General features: G+C 43.9%; 23 protein-coding genes and 1 pseudogene. 9 read left to right on the top strand and 15 right to left on the bottom strand.

Going from position 1 to position 16,656, the window contains the following annotated elements; genetic code table 11:
* The first annotated feature begins 13 nt into the window (after positions 1 to 13).
* From MMY81_RS14010 to MMY81_RS33080, 3 genes are all read left to right on the top strand, one after another.
* Positions 14 to 928 carry a hypothetical protein gene (locus MMY81_RS14010; protein WP_252313400.1) on the top strand — a complete coding sequence of 305 codons (915 nt, stop codon included), beginning with the start codon at positions 14 to 16 and terminating at the stop codon, positions 926 to 928.
* Between the two features lie 60 nt (positions 929 to 988).
* Complete coding sequence (locus tag MMY81_RS14005; protein WP_252313399.1) at positions 989 to 1,945, top strand: MBL fold metallo-hydrolase; 957 nt, start codon at positions 989 to 991, stop codon at positions 1,943 to 1,945.
* A gap of 88 nt (positions 1,946 to 2,033) precedes the next feature.
* Entirely contained in the window at positions 2,034 to 3,026 is a 993-nt protein-coding gene (locus tag MMY81_RS33080; protein WP_252313398.1) for a DUF2777 family protein, read from the top strand.
* 29 nt (positions 3,027 to 3,055) lie between these two features.
* On the opposite strand, the gene MMY81_RS13995 is transcribed toward MMY81_RS33080, so the two are convergent.
* The 5 genes from MMY81_RS13995 to MMY81_RS13975 form a co-directional block, all read right to left on the bottom strand.
* Entirely contained in the window at positions 3,056 to 3,781 is a 726-nt protein-coding gene (locus MMY81_RS13995; RefSeq protein ID WP_252313428.1) for a PH domain-containing protein, read from the bottom strand.
* Positions 3,782 to 4,014: 233 nt separating this feature from the next.
* Entirely contained in the window at positions 4,015 to 4,527 is a 513-nt protein-coding gene (locus MMY81_RS13990) for a PH domain-containing protein (protein WP_252313397.1), read from the bottom strand.
* Positions 4,517 to 5,032, bottom strand: coding sequence for a PH domain-containing protein (locus MMY81_RS13985; RefSeq protein ID WP_252313396.1), 516 nt, complete (start codon positions 5,030 to 5,032; stop codon positions 4,517 to 4,519). The genes MMY81_RS13990 and MMY81_RS13985 overlap by 11 nt, the downstream gene beginning before the upstream one ends.
* The gene (locus tag MMY81_RS13980) at positions 5,029 to 5,241 is read right to left on the bottom strand and encodes a hypothetical protein (protein WP_252313395.1); all 213 of its coding nucleotides are present in this window, start codon (positions 5,239 to 5,241) and stop codon (positions 5,029 to 5,031) included. Before MMY81_RS13980 ends, MMY81_RS13985 begins: the two co-directional genes overlap by 4 nt.
* A gap of 23 nt (positions 5,242 to 5,264) precedes the next feature.
* Entirely contained in the window at positions 5,265 to 6,398 is a 1,134-nt protein-coding gene (locus MMY81_RS13975) for a conserved virulence factor C family protein (RefSeq protein ID WP_252313394.1), read from the bottom strand.
* 201 nt (positions 6,399 to 6,599) lie between these two features.
* Here MMY81_RS13975 and MMY81_RS13970 point away from each other — a divergent pair, with 201 nt between their 5' ends.
* Complete coding sequence (locus MMY81_RS13970; protein WP_252313393.1) at positions 6,600 to 7,328, top strand: metallophosphoesterase family protein; 729 nt, start codon at positions 6,600 to 6,602, stop codon at positions 7,326 to 7,328.
* A 102-nt stretch (positions 7,329 to 7,430) separates the two neighbouring features.
* Here MMY81_RS13970 and MMY81_RS13965 read toward each other — a convergent pair whose 3' ends face one another.
* From MMY81_RS13965 to ilvA, 7 genes are read right to left on the bottom strand one after another with little or no spacing between them, the layout of a single operon-like run.
* On the bottom strand, positions 7,431 to 7,853 hold the full coding sequence (locus MMY81_RS13965) for a TlpA disulfide reductase family protein (RefSeq protein WP_252313392.1): 423 nt from the start codon (positions 7,851 to 7,853) through the stop codon (positions 7,431 to 7,433).
* Positions 7,854 to 7,866: 13 nt separating this feature from the next.
* Positions 7,867 to 8,184 carry a thioredoxin family protein gene (locus tag MMY81_RS13960; protein ID WP_252313391.1) on the bottom strand — a complete coding sequence of 106 codons (318 nt, stop codon included), beginning with the start codon at positions 8,182 to 8,184 and terminating at the stop codon, positions 7,867 to 7,869.
* Positions 8,185 to 8,196: 12 nt separating this feature from the next.
* Positions 8,197 to 8,379 (bottom strand): hypothetical protein, encoded by a 183-nt coding sequence (locus MMY81_RS13955; protein ID WP_252313390.1) that lies wholly within the window; start codon positions 8,377 to 8,379, stop codon positions 8,197 to 8,199.
* Between the two features lie 18 nt (positions 8,380 to 8,397).
* Positions 8,398 to 8,922: a type 1 glutamine amidotransferase domain-containing protein gene (locus MMY81_RS13950; protein WP_252313389.1), complete on the bottom strand. Its 525-nt coding sequence runs from the start codon at positions 8,920 to 8,922 to the stop codon at positions 8,398 to 8,400.
* A 52-nt stretch (positions 8,923 to 8,974) separates the two neighbouring features.
* Positions 8,975 to 9,592 (bottom strand): DUF3891 family protein, encoded by a 618-nt coding sequence (locus MMY81_RS13945; protein WP_252313388.1) that lies wholly within the window; start codon positions 9,590 to 9,592, stop codon positions 8,975 to 8,977.
* Positions 9,502 to 9,720 (bottom strand): DUF3891 family protein, encoded by a 219-nt coding sequence (locus MMY81_RS13940; RefSeq protein ID WP_252313430.1) that lies wholly within the window; start codon positions 9,718 to 9,720, stop codon positions 9,502 to 9,504. Before MMY81_RS13940 ends, MMY81_RS13945 begins: the two co-directional genes overlap by 91 nt.
* Before the next feature lie 15 nt (positions 9,721 to 9,735).
* Positions 9,736 to 10,983, bottom strand: coding sequence for a threonine ammonia-lyase IlvA (gene ilvA / locus MMY81_RS13935; protein ID WP_252313387.1), 1,248 nt, complete (start codon positions 10,981 to 10,983; stop codon positions 9,736 to 9,738).
* A gap of 239 nt (positions 10,984 to 11,222) precedes the next feature.
* On the opposite strand from ilvA, the gene MMY81_RS13930 reads away from it, so the two are divergent.
* From MMY81_RS13930 to MMY81_RS13915, 4 genes are all read left to right on the top strand, one after another.
* The gene (locus MMY81_RS13930; RefSeq protein WP_252313386.1) at positions 11,223 to 11,402 is read left to right on the top strand and encodes a hypothetical protein; all 180 of its coding nucleotides are present in this window, start codon (positions 11,223 to 11,225) and stop codon (positions 11,400 to 11,402) included.
* 148 nt (positions 11,403 to 11,550) lie between these two features.
* On the top strand, positions 11,551 to 11,883 hold the full coding sequence (locus MMY81_RS13925) for a phasin family protein (protein WP_252313385.1): 333 nt from the start codon (positions 11,551 to 11,553) through the stop codon (positions 11,881 to 11,883).
* A 28-nt stretch (positions 11,884 to 11,911) separates the two neighbouring features.
* On the top strand, positions 11,912 to 13,588 hold the full coding sequence (locus MMY81_RS13920) for an ABC1 kinase family protein (RefSeq protein WP_252313384.1): 1,677 nt from the start codon (positions 11,912 to 11,914) through the stop codon (positions 13,586 to 13,588).
* Between the two features lie 132 nt (positions 13,589 to 13,720).
* Complete coding sequence (locus MMY81_RS13915; protein ID WP_252313427.1) at positions 13,721 to 14,326, top strand: trimeric intracellular cation channel family protein; 606 nt, start codon at positions 13,721 to 13,723, stop codon at positions 14,324 to 14,326.
* Positions 14,327 to 14,360: 34 nt separating this feature from the next.
* Here MMY81_RS13915 and MMY81_RS13910 read toward each other — a convergent pair whose 3' ends face one another.
* From MMY81_RS13910 to MMY81_RS13900, 3 genes are read right to left on the bottom strand one after another with little or no spacing between them, the layout of a single operon-like run.
* Positions 14,361 to 15,197, bottom strand: coding sequence for a sulfurtransferase (locus tag MMY81_RS13910; RefSeq protein WP_252313383.1), 837 nt, complete (start codon positions 15,195 to 15,197; stop codon positions 14,361 to 14,363).
* A gap of 2 nt (positions 15,198 to 15,199) precedes the next feature.
* Complete coding sequence (locus tag MMY81_RS13905; RefSeq protein WP_252313382.1) at positions 15,200 to 15,571, bottom strand: YppE family protein; 372 nt, start codon at positions 15,569 to 15,571, stop codon at positions 15,200 to 15,202.
* 12 nt (positions 15,572 to 15,583) lie between these two features.
* Positions 15,584 to 15,829, bottom strand: a complete 246-nt coding sequence (locus MMY81_RS13900; RefSeq protein ID WP_252313381.1) for a DUF370 domain-containing protein — start codon at positions 15,827 to 15,829, stop codon at positions 15,584 to 15,586.
* A gap of 157 nt (positions 15,830 to 15,986) precedes the next feature.
* Here MMY81_RS13900 and recU point away from each other — a divergent pair.
* Positions 15,987 to 16,588, top strand: a pseudogene (gene recU, locus MMY81_RS13895) (Holliday junction resolvase RecU).
* Positions 16,589 to 16,656: the final 68 nt, after the last annotated feature.

Here is a 16,656-nt window from a genome sequence, read left to right as displayed (position 1 = left end):
AGAGGTGGTAGACATGGCGAAGAATTGGATGGCTCATCCATGGGTGGACCGTTTTGTTCCAGACCACCGTCGACAAGTAGAAGACCAAATATTTTCCGATGCACACGGACTTGTCATGATCCAGGATATAGAGGCCGCGCTTGACCGGCTTATTGAATTTGGCAAACAGGTAAAAACAACACAGACTTTTAAAAAATCCGGAAAAACATTTTACTTCCGGCTCCGTGTGAACCAGAAACGAATGCGGCTGCTGAGTTATGAAACATATAAATCAGAAGCAGCTATTAAAAAGCGAGTCACGATTGAATACGTCCGAAAAGCCTATAATCCAGGCTCCAAACAAAATCGTTTTAAAGAAGCTTATATTCAATACCGCAAAAACGGGGAAACGTATTTACGAAGCATTCGTAAATCCCGCTTTTTTCAAGGGGTATTTTATAAACTCGAACAGCTCGATGACCAGCTGCTCGGCAGAATTCCAACAGCTGAACCGGCCTCTTCGTCTGCTCTTACTACAGAAGATAAACACTTTGTGGATTCCTCTGAAGAGCCTTTCCAATTTATTTATAAAACGGAAAGCCATATTAAACTGGCCCGCTCCGGATTATCACGCGCTTCAGAACGCTGCCTTATGGAAATTGTCCAGGAGGCCCGTGAAATCACAAAGCACTATGAGCTTCTCGATCTGGAGGAAAGATATACGGTTAAACGAATGCTTCAAAAAGACATTCCTTCCCTGCTGGAAGCTTATCGGCTTCTTTCTCCCGATAGTCAGCTCACCCGCCAGGAAGAGCTCACCTTGACTCTGCGGCAGATGCGTTCTACGCTTGAGGAACTTCATCATAAAGTAGACGCTTTAAAGGCAGAGCGCGTTGATTATTTATTCAAGCTTCACGAAAAACGATATCCTCCAAAAGATCAGCGGTAGCCTGCCGCCGATTTTTGGTTTTATCTTTTTTGTAAACCCTTACATAAAAGGAGTGACATAATGGTTCAATCAAAAAGAATTACAAAACTGGAAAGCGACTTATGGATTTCGGATGGGATGGATTTATCGGTACCTGGACGCACGGGCACCTACATTTTACCGGGGGACAGCCTTGCGGTAATTGAAACAGGACCAAGTTCTTCTATTCCCCGTCTAAAAGAAAACCTTCAGGAAATCGGATATTCTTTTAAAGACATCCGCTACATTATCGTCACACACATTCATCTTGATCACGCCGGAGGTGCCGGCCTCCTTATTCAGGAATGCCCAAACGCCGAAATTATCGTGCATCCAAAAGGCGCACGGCATTTAGAAGAGCCATCAAGGCTCATAAAAGGGGCCCGGTCGGTGTACGGTGCCGATTTTGACCGGCTTTTTGACCCGGTTCTTCCGATACCGGCAGCCCGTATTACTTCTGTGGCACATGAAGAAACGCTTCCTTTATCTGCTGAACGAATGCTGACTTTTCATCATACGCCGGGACATGCTGCTCATCACATTAGTATACATGACAGCTTATCGAATGGGATTTTCACGGGTGATACGATTGGCATTCAGTATGTTGACGCCATACCTCATAATAGACAGATATTTCTTCCTACTACTTCTCCAAATCAGTTTGACCCGGAACAAATGCTTGCTTCTCTGAACTATCTTCTTTCTTTACAGCCTGCCGCCATATATTTCGGGCATTTTGGAAAGAGTGAAAATATGACAGCCCTCAGCACACAGCTCCGGTATTGGCTGCCTCTTTTTATTGAGCGGGCAGAGAAATTCGCCGCGGACGCAAATAGCGTAGAAGGTCTAAAGAATGATTTGTACCGGGAGGTCCTTGACTATTATGAGCTGCCCCTGCTGGAAGATGATGATCCTTTAGCATTTCTCCTGCAGCTGGACATGCACGTCTGTGCGATGGGACTACTTGATTACGTTAAAAAGAAACAGCAAAATAACTAATTCTTGCGAAAAGCAGCCGAAATTGCTTATAATGGTTACATTTCCACGAACGATAAATAGTTATATATATGCAATTGGAGGTTTTTTTGTGAATCGAGCAGATGCAAAGCAACAACAGGGCCGGACCGTTTTGATTGACCTTGGGAACGAAGGGACATTTTTTGCTACATTACATTCGATCGTAACACCCCCTCAGCAGGTATGGAATGGAGAGGTAACGATAACCGGTATTTTTACGCTGCCTGTTTTCTCAAAAATTGATACCCTGCTGGATAAACCCGGCAAAAATATGCAGGTTAACGGACAGAAGATTTTTCCGGTTTCCCCTGACCGACAGCATGTTTCTTTTTCTGTTACATTATCCGAAGCGATTGAAGATAAAAAAGCGCAGATTACGGAGCGAAGCAGACAGAACTCCCTGGAGATGAAACAGTACAATGATATACTTCGGCAGCTGTCTCCGAAAGATGCCTCTCTTCATCCTCCTGTCGACGACGTCCACTACATTTATTATAAGATAGAAAAATCGAAAGACGTTATTTATTTAACTGAACCTAAAATGGGGGATGTGCTGGAGCTGGCAAACTGCCCTTTTCAGCTCGAGGCAGCCGATCCGCAGCAAGGATGGATCAATGTTAACCATATTAAAGGTTTTCGATTTGCCAACGAATCCGGTGATGTTTTAACGCTTCGCAATCATGATTGGGTGCGGATCCATCCGGAGCAGTTTGAACCTTATACGATTCTTTTGAATGAGCTGGATAAAACATCCCGTCAGGGCTTAAAACAGGCGCTTGTCCATTTTTCACTGACAGACAGTGATCTGCTGGAATGCCATAACCGTCTTTTGTATGAGCTGCTGCAAAGCAGTCCGGAAGCAACACTAAAAGGCGTCAACTTTATTTCCTATCAGCGCAACGGCCTGACAGTCATCATTCAGCATCACTACGTACGCCATATTCATAATAAAGAAACGGATTACGTGTATGACCGGTTTGAATGCACCGCAGATAACGGAGAACGCAAAATTTATATGTACACAAACAACGCTTATACTAAAAATGAAAAAACCGATCAATAATATTTTTTAATAAAAAGAAGTGCCGGCAGTTACTCTGCAGGCACTTCTTTTGCTTTTGAGGCTTCTGAAAACCACTCGAGAAGTTCTTCTCCTTTTTTCTCTTCCGTGTCGCGGAGATGAAATTCCCTGCCGCCGCTTGATGATAAAATATCAACCGTAATGGAGCATAAGTGATTTCTTTCCTGGAAGTAATGATGCTGTTTCGTATAGGACTGAATGGCGGTCTTTGGAAGAACCGCATGCTGTTTGCTGACAAGGCGGCTCTGCAGCACCAGTTTGCTGCTGTTTTCAAACAGGCCTGCCGCCCGGTACTGATTCCACCCCAGCCAGCTTAAGAGAAGCGGCAGCGCAATAAGAATATAGCCATAAGGCACCCAGATAGCTGCAGCCGCCGCCAGCAGCCACGCTATCCAGGAGGCTCTGAACATATAGCGTCTTGCCGCCCGTTTTGGCACACGGGAAAGCTTCGGCTCCATCTGCAGGTCCGGCCGGACGTGGTGGATTATTTCTTCTGCAGCGTGCCGAGGTCCGAGCGGAAGCAGCACTGTGGAAAATGATTCTTTTTCCGATCCTCCTCCGGCGCTGTCTATATAAATTCTCCAAAGTCCGAGCATCTGCTGCAGAGGATTACACGTATAACGTACGCTTGTAATCCGCTCAGGACGAAGGGTAAGCTGTTTTTTCTCAAGCAGCCCACGCTTAATAATCATTTCTTTGTTAACGAGCGTTATTTCAAACTGGCCGTACTGCAGCATGGTCACAATTGTAGACCCGGCCCAGGCAATAATGGCTATTAAAAATAAAAATAAAACAAGAAACCATAAGCTTAAATCCAGAATATAACCAACTGTGCTCTCGTAAAAGGATTCGGGAATAAATTGATCAAACTGAGAAAAAATAGCGGCCGCTGCTGAAAAAAACAGTCCGACTTTTCCCGAAGTTACGCCCGCAAGAAGAATATAACGGGTCGGTATTTTTTTTTGATACGTTATTTCTTCACGTTTTTTTCCTGTTTTGTCTCTGTATCCAGCGCTTCAGCTTCTGCAGGATCTATGGAATCCTGCGATCCGTACAAAAGAGACTCCCTGATTTCTTCTGCGTCTTCTTTTGTGAGTGCAATAATACTTACCTCAGGAACGGTGCCGCCTCCGGCGGTTTCGATTTTGATCTTTACCAAACCAAACGTGCGTTGGATAACTCCTGCTGATATATCAACAGACTGCACTTTTTTTCGCTGTATGTACCGCTTTTTTTTCACAAAGATTCCTTGCTTAATACGAAGCTCCTCTTCCTCCAGCCGAAAACGGAAAAACAGCCAGGAAAATAAGCTGTGCAGAAATAAAATGAGCAGCAGTGCTGGAAATATCCACTGCTGGCCGAATAAAGTGCCGGTACCTCCCGCGAAAAACGTTAAAATCAGCGGGAAAATAAAATCTTTAATTCGTGATACAAAAAGAACGGCTACTGCAGCTCCGTGCATTCGTTTCCAGCTATTCATCATCTGTATCAGCTTCTTTCCTGCTGTATAAACTGTCCTCTGCTTCGGCCAGCCGGGAAATATGATCCCGCAGCTCCTGTCCTACTTCTTCGGAGAGCGCCGGAATTTCATGAATGCCAGCTGCAGTGGAGATGGTCAGGGCGGAAAGTCCGTATTTTTTATAAAGCGGTCCCTGCGCTGTATCTACATGCTGAATGCGCGACATTGGAATGAGAGTATGTCTTGTAATGACTACGCCGCGCCGCAGTTCGACCTCTTTTTCATGCACTTCATACCGCCAGCGCTTCCAGGTCATAGCCGGGAAAAACCATGCTTTCCACACGGCAAAGACAGCGATTACAGGAAACACTACGCTTACAAGCCATACCGGCCAGTCCTGTCTGATCGTAAAAATAAGCAGGGCAGTCGGAAACGCCAGGTACACCAGCGCTTCGATTGCTCCTTTTATTCTCCATACGGATAGTGCTTTTTTGGATATTTTTTGGGAAGGAAGGGGACGAAGGCTCATTCGTCATCCTCTTCCACATAAATAATCGTGACGCCCTCATTTTCAAGAACAGCAAGCGTTTCCCTGTTTAGTTCTTCATCAGCCAGCAGGCCGAGCGAGCGCACCAGCTCCAGTTCATCCAGATGCCCTTTTTCAGCATCTTCCACAAGCTCCAGTGCCTCCTGAAGCTGCTTTTCTTTCAGCTTGCTTTTTACTTCGTCTTTTGTCATTGAAACCGCCTCCTGCCCTTGTATTATTTACCTTCTGACATCCGCTCGGTCATCTGCTTCCAAACAGAGCCTTTAGCTTCTTCGCCGCCTTCAATACGCTCCAGGGCCATCTGCGCCTGCAGTGCTACTTCAAATTCCTTGTCTTCTGCAGTCTTCCGAAGAGCCGGTACAGCAGAGTGATCTCCTACTTCGTACAGAAACATCGCTGCACGCCAGCGCACGAGTTTATTCTTATCTTCCAGTGCCTCGATCATTGCAGGAATCCCGCCTGTATCACCTAAATCGGAGAAACAGTCCCCTGCCGTCCGTCTGACCGTCACTGACTTGTCGTTTAATCCGGTAGTCAGGTATGGCAGAATTACCGGGTCTTCTATCATACCCAGGTACATAACAGCCAGTCTTCTGATAGATGGCTTTTCATCATGAAGCGCTTTTTCGAGTACCGGGATATCTTCTTCTTTCGGATCCATCTGCTCAAGCATTGCGTAACGCTCTTTCCAGTCCGGAGCGTCCAGCATATCGAGTGTTACTTTTTTGAAGCGCCGGGCATACTGTTCGCTGTTTTCCTCTTCGGACAGTGCCATTTTCACAAGAAGGTCCAGTCTTTCCTGATTATAAACAGCTGAAATCTCTTCTGACACTTCCTCGCCGATAGCATCCAGATCGTTTCCGTAGCGAATACCATGCTCTTCCCATTTTCTTTGCAGAACGATGTTGTCATCTTCTTTCTGCGCCTTGAAGGCAGCCTGCTGAAAGCGCTCGGGAAGTCCCTGCCGCTTCTCTTCTTCTCCTGCCATAATCTTCAACTGCATCGGTATCCCTTTAAACATCTGCTTTTGAATCATCACTTCACCAAATGCCTCTGATCCTTCTTCTCCTCCATCCGCAGATACTTCTGCTTTTTCGCCGAATAAATTACGGACTTTGGGAAGCAGCTCTTTCCAGTCTGCTTTCGGATGACGTTCAATAGCCATAAAATCGGCTACGTGGTAAACGCCTTTAATACCCTCTATGGTAAAAATCTTCCGGATCTCCTCCGGAGCCTCTTCTTTATTTTTTAACGTAAAGTTGTGGCTTTTTCCAGCCTCCAAAGACTCATCGAGCGTCAACTTCATCGTGTTTGGACTTGGTGTTGGTTCTATCGAAGTAATTCTCATTTTATCATCCTGCCTTTCCTGTCGTATCGGGTTTTCTTTCTTTTAAATTGTAACATACCCATGTTTCCGTCAGCCAATATCCACGATTTGTTTTAAAAGGAATGTGCAGCGACTCATGTATGAAAAAGCAGGGATAGGGTATACTAGTAAAGAAATCAGCTGTAGAGCTGTTAATGGGACAAGCACAAGGAGGTCATTATAATGAAAGTAGCCGTTTTATCCGATATTCATGGAAACGCGAGAGCGTTAAAAGCCGTTCTCCGGGAACTTACGGATCAGAAAATCGACAAAATGTACATTATCGGAGATTTAAGCTTTAGAGGTCCTGAACCAAAAAACGTTCTCGAAACCGTACGCTCCACCCCAGCTAAAGTATTAAAAGGCAATGCAGACGAATGGATCACAAGAGGCATTAAAAAAGGCGAGGTTCCGGACCAGGCACTCGGGTTAATGAATCAGGAACGGGACTGGGCGCTCGAACGCCTTACAGAAGATGATCTTTCTTATTTGGAGAAGCTTCCTGCTTCTTTTTTGGATGAACTCGAAGATGGTATTACAATGCATGCATTCCACGCTGTTCCATCCAACCCCTTTGACGTCGTTCCTGCCGATGCAGACGATGATGAAATGCTCGATAAACTTGCTTCGGCTGAAGAAGCTGATATTTATATTTACGGACATATTCATACGCCTTTTGTCCGAAAAATAGGAAACAAGACCATTGTCAACACAGGCAGTATCGGGCTGCCGTTTGATGGGGATCCCCGTCCTTCTTTTGCCCTTCTTACTATTGAAAATGGCCGGGTGGAAGCGGAAATTAAACGAGTTGATTACGACCACACGCGCGTTATCGAACAGTATGATGCGGGAGATTATCCGAATAAAGACCAGATGAAAAATATCGTCAAAACAGGAAAAAAACCTAAATAAAAGCTTCTATAATGTTTAAAGCTTATTACATGCAGCTGTAATTCCCTTATACACACAAAACAAGAGACCTGCGCCATTGGCGGAAGGTCTCTTGTTTTGTGTTTACCGTTCCATTAACTGATGAATACCCTGGATAATTTCCGGAAAGGAAGCTTTATCCGAGTAGGTTTTCTGAATTCCCAAGTGCTCATCCAGCAGAAAAGTAGTCGGCACTCCTTTGCACTGATAGGCATCATATACTTCTGTGCCGTTATCTTTTAAAACAGGAAAGCTGTAGCCCTCTTTTTCCAGAAAACGGACGGCATCTTCCTCTCTGCCTTCTCTCCCTGTTACGTTAATCGTTAAAAACCCCATAACATCTTTATCCATTTGTTCATAAAACAAATGCTTGTAGTGGAGGTCCTTCATAGAATCCGGGCACCACGATGCCCAAAATGTTAAAATCAGTGGTCTGCCTTTCCATTCATTAATTCCGTGCATGGTCTCACTGTGTATGTCCGGCAGTTGAAAGTCCGGTGCGTTCATTTGTAATAACTCCTTATTTCAGCATACTCTGCAGCTGCCCGTGAAGCTGCTCCAGCACATAAGCCGGGTTATCGAATGTATGCATTTTCTTTACAGGCTTTCCGTGTTTGAAAATAATCAGGCATGGCACGCTCTGAATTTTTTCTGTTACCGCTTCCTGCGGTATTTCATTAATATTCACTTTATAAAAAGGAACGTTATATAATTTTTTCATTGGTTCTATTACACGTTCAGCAATTTGGCACGTCCTGCAGAAAGGAGACGCATAAAACACTGCACCGGACGGTTTTTCTTTCAGCTGATTGAGCTCTATTTGATTAATCTGCTCCATTTTCTCCTCTTTCTATAGTTCGTGGACGGCATCGTTCCATTTCTTTATATCATTGGCCACTTTTGGAAAATCTTCTGCAAATGGATATTCTTTTAAGCTTTCTTTACGGTCAAGATCACTCATTTTATTCCAGACTGCTTTGAGTTCGTTAGCCGCTCTGGAAAATTCCTGCAGTTCTCTTTTTAATTCGCTCATAGATTCTGCCTCTTTTCTTTAAAGGGTTTGGAAGGCGTCAACTAATGCTTTGCCGTACTGAGGTAGATCCGGCGGGCGGCGGCTTGATACAATGTGGCCGTCTGTAACGACTGCTTCGTCTTTCCAGACTGCTCCTGCGTTCGTCATGTCATCTTTAATTCCAGGTGTACTTGTTACCGTAACACCTTGAAGAATTCCTGCACTGGCTAGCACCCAGCCCGCATGACAGATCTGTCCGATTACTTTTTTGTTTTCATGCATATGCTTTACAAAGCTCAAAACCTCTTCGTAGCGGCGTAGTTTATCGGGTGCCCATCCGCCCGGCACAAGTATTCCGTCAAACTCCGAAACGTCGAGATCTGCAAATGCAGCCTCCGCTTCTGCTGGAACACCGTATTTTCCTTTGTATACGTGCCCCTTCTCTTTTCCTGCAAGTACCACTTCAGCGCCTTCTTCGCGAAGTCTCATTACAGGTACCCAAAGCTCCAGATCCTCAAAATCATCTTCTACTAATGCAATAATTCGTGTGTTATTTAAACTCATTTTCCGTGCTCCTTCCTGTTACTGTGCTGTTATTTATTTCCCCTACTTTTTATTATACGAAACGAATTTCTTGTGTCATTATCTGCAGATCTGCTGTCCGGACCGATTTATTTCGCTGCTCCCAAACATTTTTCGGAAGTTTTCTCCCCTCTATCGTAAAACGAAAAGAATTCGAAAAAGGAAAGGGCTTTATCTGTACAGACGAACTGTCCGGCCAGAGCGGATATATTTTTTTCTTTCCAAGAAAAGAAAAGCGATGCCTAAATCCATTCTGAAACCAGCTTATTTCCTCCGATTTAGGGGTGCCCGCTTTGTTCATGCAGACATATAATGAGGCATCATCAAAAAACTGGAGAATGTTTAAATGTTTTTCCAGTCGGCTTGTATCCTTTATTCTTTTTTTCCAGTCTTTCTGCCGCTTCTGCTCTCCTTCAAAAAATGATACGCCTGCAGCAGACGTATCATTTTTTAGAAAAGAAGCGTAGTGCATACTAAGAAGAATACCGCTGTACAGATCTTCTTTACCTGTCGATTCAATCCCTTTTTTATAGGCATCCAGCTTGTCTTCAAGTGGATAATTCAAAAAAGAGTATGGATGGCCCTCTGAGGAAGATAGAATGATCTGGTCCAGGGGTATCCAGGCATTATCATGTTGACGGATGGCATACAAAAGCGAATCCCACTTTTATCTTCTTTCCAATCCGGATTATTAATCCGTGCCGCAGCTTCCGCGCTGAGCCTGGCATGTTCATGCTGCTCTATTAAAAAATAATAAGAGGAGAATTCCTGTACAATCATGCTTTCCGCCTCCTTTTAAATCAAGAAGTTAAACAAGCTTTCTTCTTTATCAATCTCTTTATAGGAAAATCCTTTTTTATTAATTCGTTCAATCAAAGGTTTATAATCCTTCTGATTCTTTAACTCAATCCCCACAAGAGCTGGTCCGTTTGCTTTGTTGTTCTTTTTATTATACTCGAATCGTGTAATATCATCATCGGGTCCGAGCACTTCATCCAAAAATTCACGCAGTGCGCCGGCACGCTGAGGGAATACAACAATGAAATAATGCTGAAGCCCTTCATAAATCAGAGATTTCTCTCTCATTTCTTCCATTCTGCCAATATCATTGTTTCCGCCGCTTAAAATGCAGACGACGGTTTTTCCTTTGATTTCCTCTTTATAGAAATCAAGTGCTGAAATAGGCATAGCTCCGGCCGGTTCCGCAACAATAGCATTTTCATTGTACAATTCCAGAATTGTCGTGCAGATTTTCCCCTCCGGCACAAGCTTAATCTCATCGAGAATTTCTTTACATACCTCGTACGTAATATCCCCAACCCGCTTAACCGCTGCACCGTCAACAAATTTATCCAGTTTCTGCAGTTCGGTCACACCGCCGTTGTCAAAGGATGCTTTCATTCCTGCTGCTCCGGCAGGCTCCGTTCCGATGATCTTCGTACTCGGGGAAATCGATTTAATATAGGTACCCACGCCGGAAGCAAGACCGCCGCCGCCGATCGAGCAGAAAAGATAATCGAGCGGCTCCTCTATATCATTCATAATTTCCAGACCGGCGGTTCCCTGTCCTGCGATAATCTTTTCATTATTAAATGGATGAATAAAAGCCATTTGGTGTTCATCACAGTAAGCCATCGCTTCTTTATAGGAATCATCAAACGTGTCACCCGTTAAAACAACATCTACATAACTGCCCCCAAACAGCTTGACCTGCCCTACCTTCTGACGCGGGGTAGTGGTTGGCATGAAGATGCGCCCCTTCACTTTCAGTGCACTGCAGGAATAGGCAACCCCCTGTGCGTGGTTTCCCGCACTTGCACAGACTACCCCATTTTTCATCGTTTCTTCAGAAAGACTGTGCATCAGGTGATAAGCTCCTCTGATTTTAAAGGAACGTACTACCTGCTGATCTTCTCTTTTTAAGTAAATATTAGCCTGATAGCGTTCAGACAAAACTTGATTCTTCTGGAGAGGCGTATGATTAACAACGTCCTTCAGCGTTTGGTTCGCAATAATGATATCTTCTATATGAATTCTGCTCATCTGTCATTATCCTTTCTGCCTCACAAAGCTGTCCTGCACACAATTTATTCATCGTGAGCCTGCTGTCTTCTGTGTTCAACTGCTGTACATTGTACTACATCTGGGAACCTTTGAAAATAATTGGAGAGGAAATACGGTGCCTAATTGATTAAATACAAAAAATTCACTATACTATATAATAGATGATCTGTTTTATGTTATGTTTTACATAAGTTAAGCATTTTACAGGGGGTAAGCGTATGTACAAGTGGATGGCTGCATTAATAACAGCCGCAGTACTAGCTGTATGGCCTGCTACAGCCCACGCATCTGTAAACGCGTGGAATGATGCAGAACCTTTATTACTTGTCGTATTAACTGTTTTTTCTATTGTAAGCATTTTGGCTTTTATTTTTTTTATGGTGCGCGATAACGGTTGAAAAGGAATGAAAAGCTTCCTGCTGGGACGGACTAATTCTGTTTCGGGGAGCTTTTTTCTTTTCCAGAATCTATTTCACTGCACCTGCCGATTAAAATAAAGAAAACAGGGGAATATAAACATAAACAAAACCGGAAGGACTGACGATAATGAATGATATGTTAAAAAGAGGGTTTTTTCTAGGTCTTGGAGCAGCAGCATACAGCAGGGAGAAAGTGCAGAACTATTTAGATGACCTGGTTTATAAGGGAAAAATCACTCCTAGAGAAGCGCAGGAATGGAAAGAGGAATTGATCCAGCGCGGCCGGGAAAAGGAAAATAGATGGAGCGAAAAACGCAAAGATAAAACCGAGCAGTCTTTTAAAGATATGGGTCTTGCTACGGAATCAGATATTGTGCGCCTTGAAGAAAAACTTCATGACATCGAACAAAAACTTGCCGAAAGGCCGAAAAACAATGGATGGGATCACCCGGCTGAGTGATACAAGCTGAGGAAAGGAAGCAGGAAACATGGCCATTACGAGAGGAATAAAGCATGCGAACAGATATAGACAGATTGCAACGACGCTGGCCAAACATGGCTTCGGCTATATACTTCGTGAAGTAGGACTATTTCATATCCTTTCTCTTCCTAAGCGGCTGTCCGCAGAATCCGATGACTTCAATGCGCAGTCGATCGGCACGAGGCTTCGTCTCGTTATTGAAGAGCTCGGTCCTACTTTTATCAAACTCGGTCAGCTTGTCAGCATGCGAAAAGATATCTTCCCCCCTTCCATTGTAGAAGAACTGGAGAAACTTCAAGATGAAGTTCCTCCTTTTTCAGTAGAGCTTGGAAAACGCATGATCGAACACGATCTTCATGCACCGGTAGATGAGATTTTTCAATCTTTTACAGATGAACCGCTGGCTGCCGCTTCTATCGGACAAGTGCATCATGCCGTCTTACATACGGGGGAAGAAGTAGCTGTTAAAATATCCAGACCCCACATTAAAGAAATAATTGAAAAAGACATTGACGTTCTCCGGGACCTTGCCAAGCTGTTGTGCCAACGCTTCCAATGGGCCAGATATTACAGGCTTGATACGATCGTGGAGGAATATGTTGAAGCCATACGCGATGAAGCTGATTATTACATTGAAGCCCGTAATACACAAAAAATGGCTAAAAACATGGAAGAATTCCCTTCTGTTTATATTCCTCATATTTACGAAGACTACTGCAGCCGCCGCGTGCTCACGATGGAATTTATACATGGCGAAGGCCTGCATGATTTAGAACAATCTCCGATAAACTATGATAAGAAAAAACTTGCACGCCAGCTCGCTGACTCTTTTCTTCATCAAATGATGATAAATGGTTTTTTTCACAGCGATCCTCATCCCGGCAACATTATTTTCACTGGAAAAGATACGGCCGCCTATATTGACTTTGGGCAAATTGCCCGGTTAAGCCGGTCGATGCGCTGGGAGTTTGTCAATTATGTCATCGCAATGACGAAAAAGAAACCGGATGAAGTCACAAAGGCTATATATGAAATGGCAGATTTCCCCGAGGATCTGGATACCGAGTTATTTACAGAAGATATTGAATACCTTTTATCCAAATACTATGAGACGTCCTTTCATGAAATGAGCATTGGCAAAGCCATTAATGATATATTTGCCACCGCCCATCGTTATGAAATCAAAATTCATAAAGAGTACGTGATGCTCGCCAAAGCTGTTATTACGATTGAGAGCGTTGTAGAAGAGCTTGACCCGGACCTCAGCATTATGGAACTTGCCGAGCCTCACGGAAAACGGCTTTTCAAAGAAAAAATCCACCCTAAACGGTATATGGATGAAGCGGCGGATGAAGCAAAGAAACAGTCGGAATATCTGTGGGACATGCCTAAACATATGCGTGACTCGCTTGAAAGAGTCGCTAAAGGTAAAATCGGGGTTGATATGGATATTCCGGAAATACAGATTATCCTTAATAAAATGGACCGTATCAGCAACCGGCTTTCCTTCAGCGTCATTCTGCTTGCTTTCAGTATTATTATGGTTGGACTGATTGTAGGCTCGACATTTGGAGACTCTTCCTCCCCACTCGTTCAGCTTCCCGTAATCGAAATTGGATTTATTATCTCCTTCTTTATGTTTATCTGGCTGCTGTTTGCCATTTTCCGCTCCGGACGTTTTTGAAGGGCTTGCTAATAAACGCTGAATCATTTATTATTATGAGACTTTGTTTTATTGATTATACAGAGATTTGGCTTATCAGCCGGGTCTCTTTTTTATGGACTAAGGGGATACCAGAAGAGGGCGGATACGATGATTTCATGGGAGTTATTAAATATTATTGGAACAATTGCTTTCGCTTTAAGCGGCGTGATTGTAGCAATGGAGGAACGATACGATATTATCGGAGTGTATATATTAGGTTTTGTTACGGCTTTTGGAGGCGGCGCGGTGCGTAATCTGTTAATTGGGGTTCCTGTATCAGCTCTATGGGACCAGGAACTTCTTTTTACTATTGCTTTTCTTCTAATGACAGTGGCTTTCTTTCTGCCTCAGATCTGGTTTCGTCACTGGACAAAATGGGGCGTACTGTTTGATGCGGTCGGCCTTGCCGCATTTGCTGTTCAGGGTGCAATATTTGCCGCCCAGATGAATCTGCCGCTGAGCGCTGCCATCGCTGCAGCCGCATTAACTGGAGCCGGCGGCGGAATCATCCGTGACCTTCTGGCTGGACGCCGTCCGCTCGTATTGAGCCGTGATATTTATGTAGCCTGGACGATCCCTGCCGGTTTATTAATAGGCAGTGGACTCGTTGACCAGTTTTTTGGCTATGTTATTATACTAGCAGCCATTGTTACACTCCGTATGCTGAGCGTTTACTATAACTGGCAGCTGCCCCGCAAACAGCTTCCCAGTTCATAAATAAAGCCCGATGCTACCCGCACCGGGCTTTATTCTATTCATTTTCGCTTTTTTCAATAGGAAGATCTGGATAAGATGACCAATCGCTCCAGCTGCCTGCATAGAGCCTCACGTGATCAAATCCGGCTTCTTCCATTGCGAGGACGTTTACCGCCGCTGTCACGCCGGATCCACAGTAAGAAATGACCTGCTCATATTTGCCAAGTTCCTGAAAATGTTCTTTTAGCTGCTGGGGTGTTTTCCATGTGTTTGAGCTGTTTATTACATCGCCCCAAAAATAGTGGTCTGCACCAGGAATATGGCCGGCCTGCGGGTCTACTTCATCCTTTTGACCGGAATATCGCTCGTAGTCCCTTGCATCCATAAGCTTCGTTTTATTATCATGCAGGGCAACCTTTACTTCTTCAATATGCACGAGCATATTTGGTTTTAATTCAGTTGTGAATATTTTCTTCTCCGGCTCTGGAGTAGTTGTATCGACCGGACGCTCCTCTTTTTCCCAGGAAGAATAAGAGCTGTTTAACACGTATACCTTTTCATGCCCGAGATAGCGAAGCATCCACCACAGTCTAGAGGCCATTGCCCCGTTCTGGTCATCATAGACAACTACCTCTGTCGTAAGATCAATGCCCCATTCCCCTGCCTTTACAGCAAAACTGTCCATGTCAGGAAGAGGATGACGCCCTCCGTGCTCTTCGGTAATATCAGATAAATCTTCTTCCAGATGTACGTATACTGCTCCAGGTATATGTCCTTTTTCATACTCCTGACGTCCTTTATCCGGGCTTCCAAGTGTAAAGCGGCAGTCTGCTATGATCGTTTCCGTTCCGAGCTTTTGTTCCAGGTCATCTGCTGTTATAAGATGCTTCATCTTTATCCCCTGCTTTCCTTCTCTTTCCAGGCACTTTCCAGGCTCCGGAGTACATAATGGATAGATTGGTTCATCTCTTTGAATCTTTTTTCTTTTGTGTCCGGCTGAAAACATGTGACAGAGGCAATGGTGATATTCTCATGTGTATCCTCCAGCTGCTTTTGATGAAGATAAACCGGCTGTTCTTTTAGTACCCATTCTGAAGCAAGGGAAAACCACTCATCGGCAAGCGCCTTCACTTTATCAGCAAAAGGTTTGACCGTTTCAAAAAAATAATCCCTGTCTTTTGCATGTTCCATCCGCTCTTCATAATAATGGAACATCGCTTCATTCTGCTCAATAAGCTCTTCTGTTACATCTATTAATCTATTCATACCAAAGCCTCCTTATTCGTTTTCATGAAGTCTCTGGGCTACTGTTTCCGGCTGTATCGCAGAAAGCATGACATGGTCACTGTCCGAGAGAATAATACTTCTTGTTTTTCTGCCATTCGTTACGTCGATCAGCATTTTTCTATCTCTTGCTTCCTGTATCATTCGTTTAGTCGGTGCTGAATCAGAACTGACAATAGATACGATACGATCAGAAATAACCATGTTTCCAAATCCTATATTAATTGCTTTATCTGTCATGATATCCCCCTTTTTCTTTACCATGTAATCGTAACATGAAAGCTCATTCCTCTGTCCACCCCCCGCTGCATTCTTCTGATTCTCACACTGTGCGGATTGTGCTATTATAGTAGAGATGTCATGCCATTCGTAAAAGAATGAAAGGAGCGAATCATTAATGGCATTCCGTTACCCGAATGGAAAAAAATATACGCCGCTCTCCAATGATAAGAAAAAAAGACCTGTCCCTGTTTCTGCCAAAGATTATGCAAACCGGGGTATGTCGCTTGAAGAAGATATTAACGCCACCAATGAATATTATCTGGAGATGAATATAGCAGTCATTCATAAAAAACCGACGCCTGTACAGATTGTTAACGTTGATTATCCTTCCAGAAGCGCCGCCAAAATTACGGAAGCATATTTCAAACAGGCTTCCACTACCGATTATAACGGTCTTTATCAAGGCCGCTATATTGATTTTGAAGCAAAAGAAACAAGAAACAAGACGTCCTTTCCTATGCGTAATATCCATGATCATCAGGTTGTGCACATGAAACGTGTCGTTGACCAGGGGGCATTGCGTTTCTGCTCGTCCGGTTCACTTTATTAGAAGAAGTATATTTTTTTGAAGCCCGCCATTTTCTGGAATGGTACGGCAGCATGGAAGTACGAAAATCCATTCCTAAAGCAGCGTTCGAAGAAAAAGGTTACCTCGTTCCGCAAAGCTATCAGGCCAGAGTCGATTACTTACAAATAATTGACGCCCATTACACATAGAAATGTAACTTTTTAAAAGGATCGGCGACTAACGGCTGCTGACCTTTTAAAGCAGGATTGAAGAAAGG

The organism is Sinobaca sp. H24 (assembly GCF_023845525.1).
The sequence above is the reverse complement of the archived record's forward strand: the minus strand, read 5'-3'. Positions and strand labels throughout refer to the sequence as shown.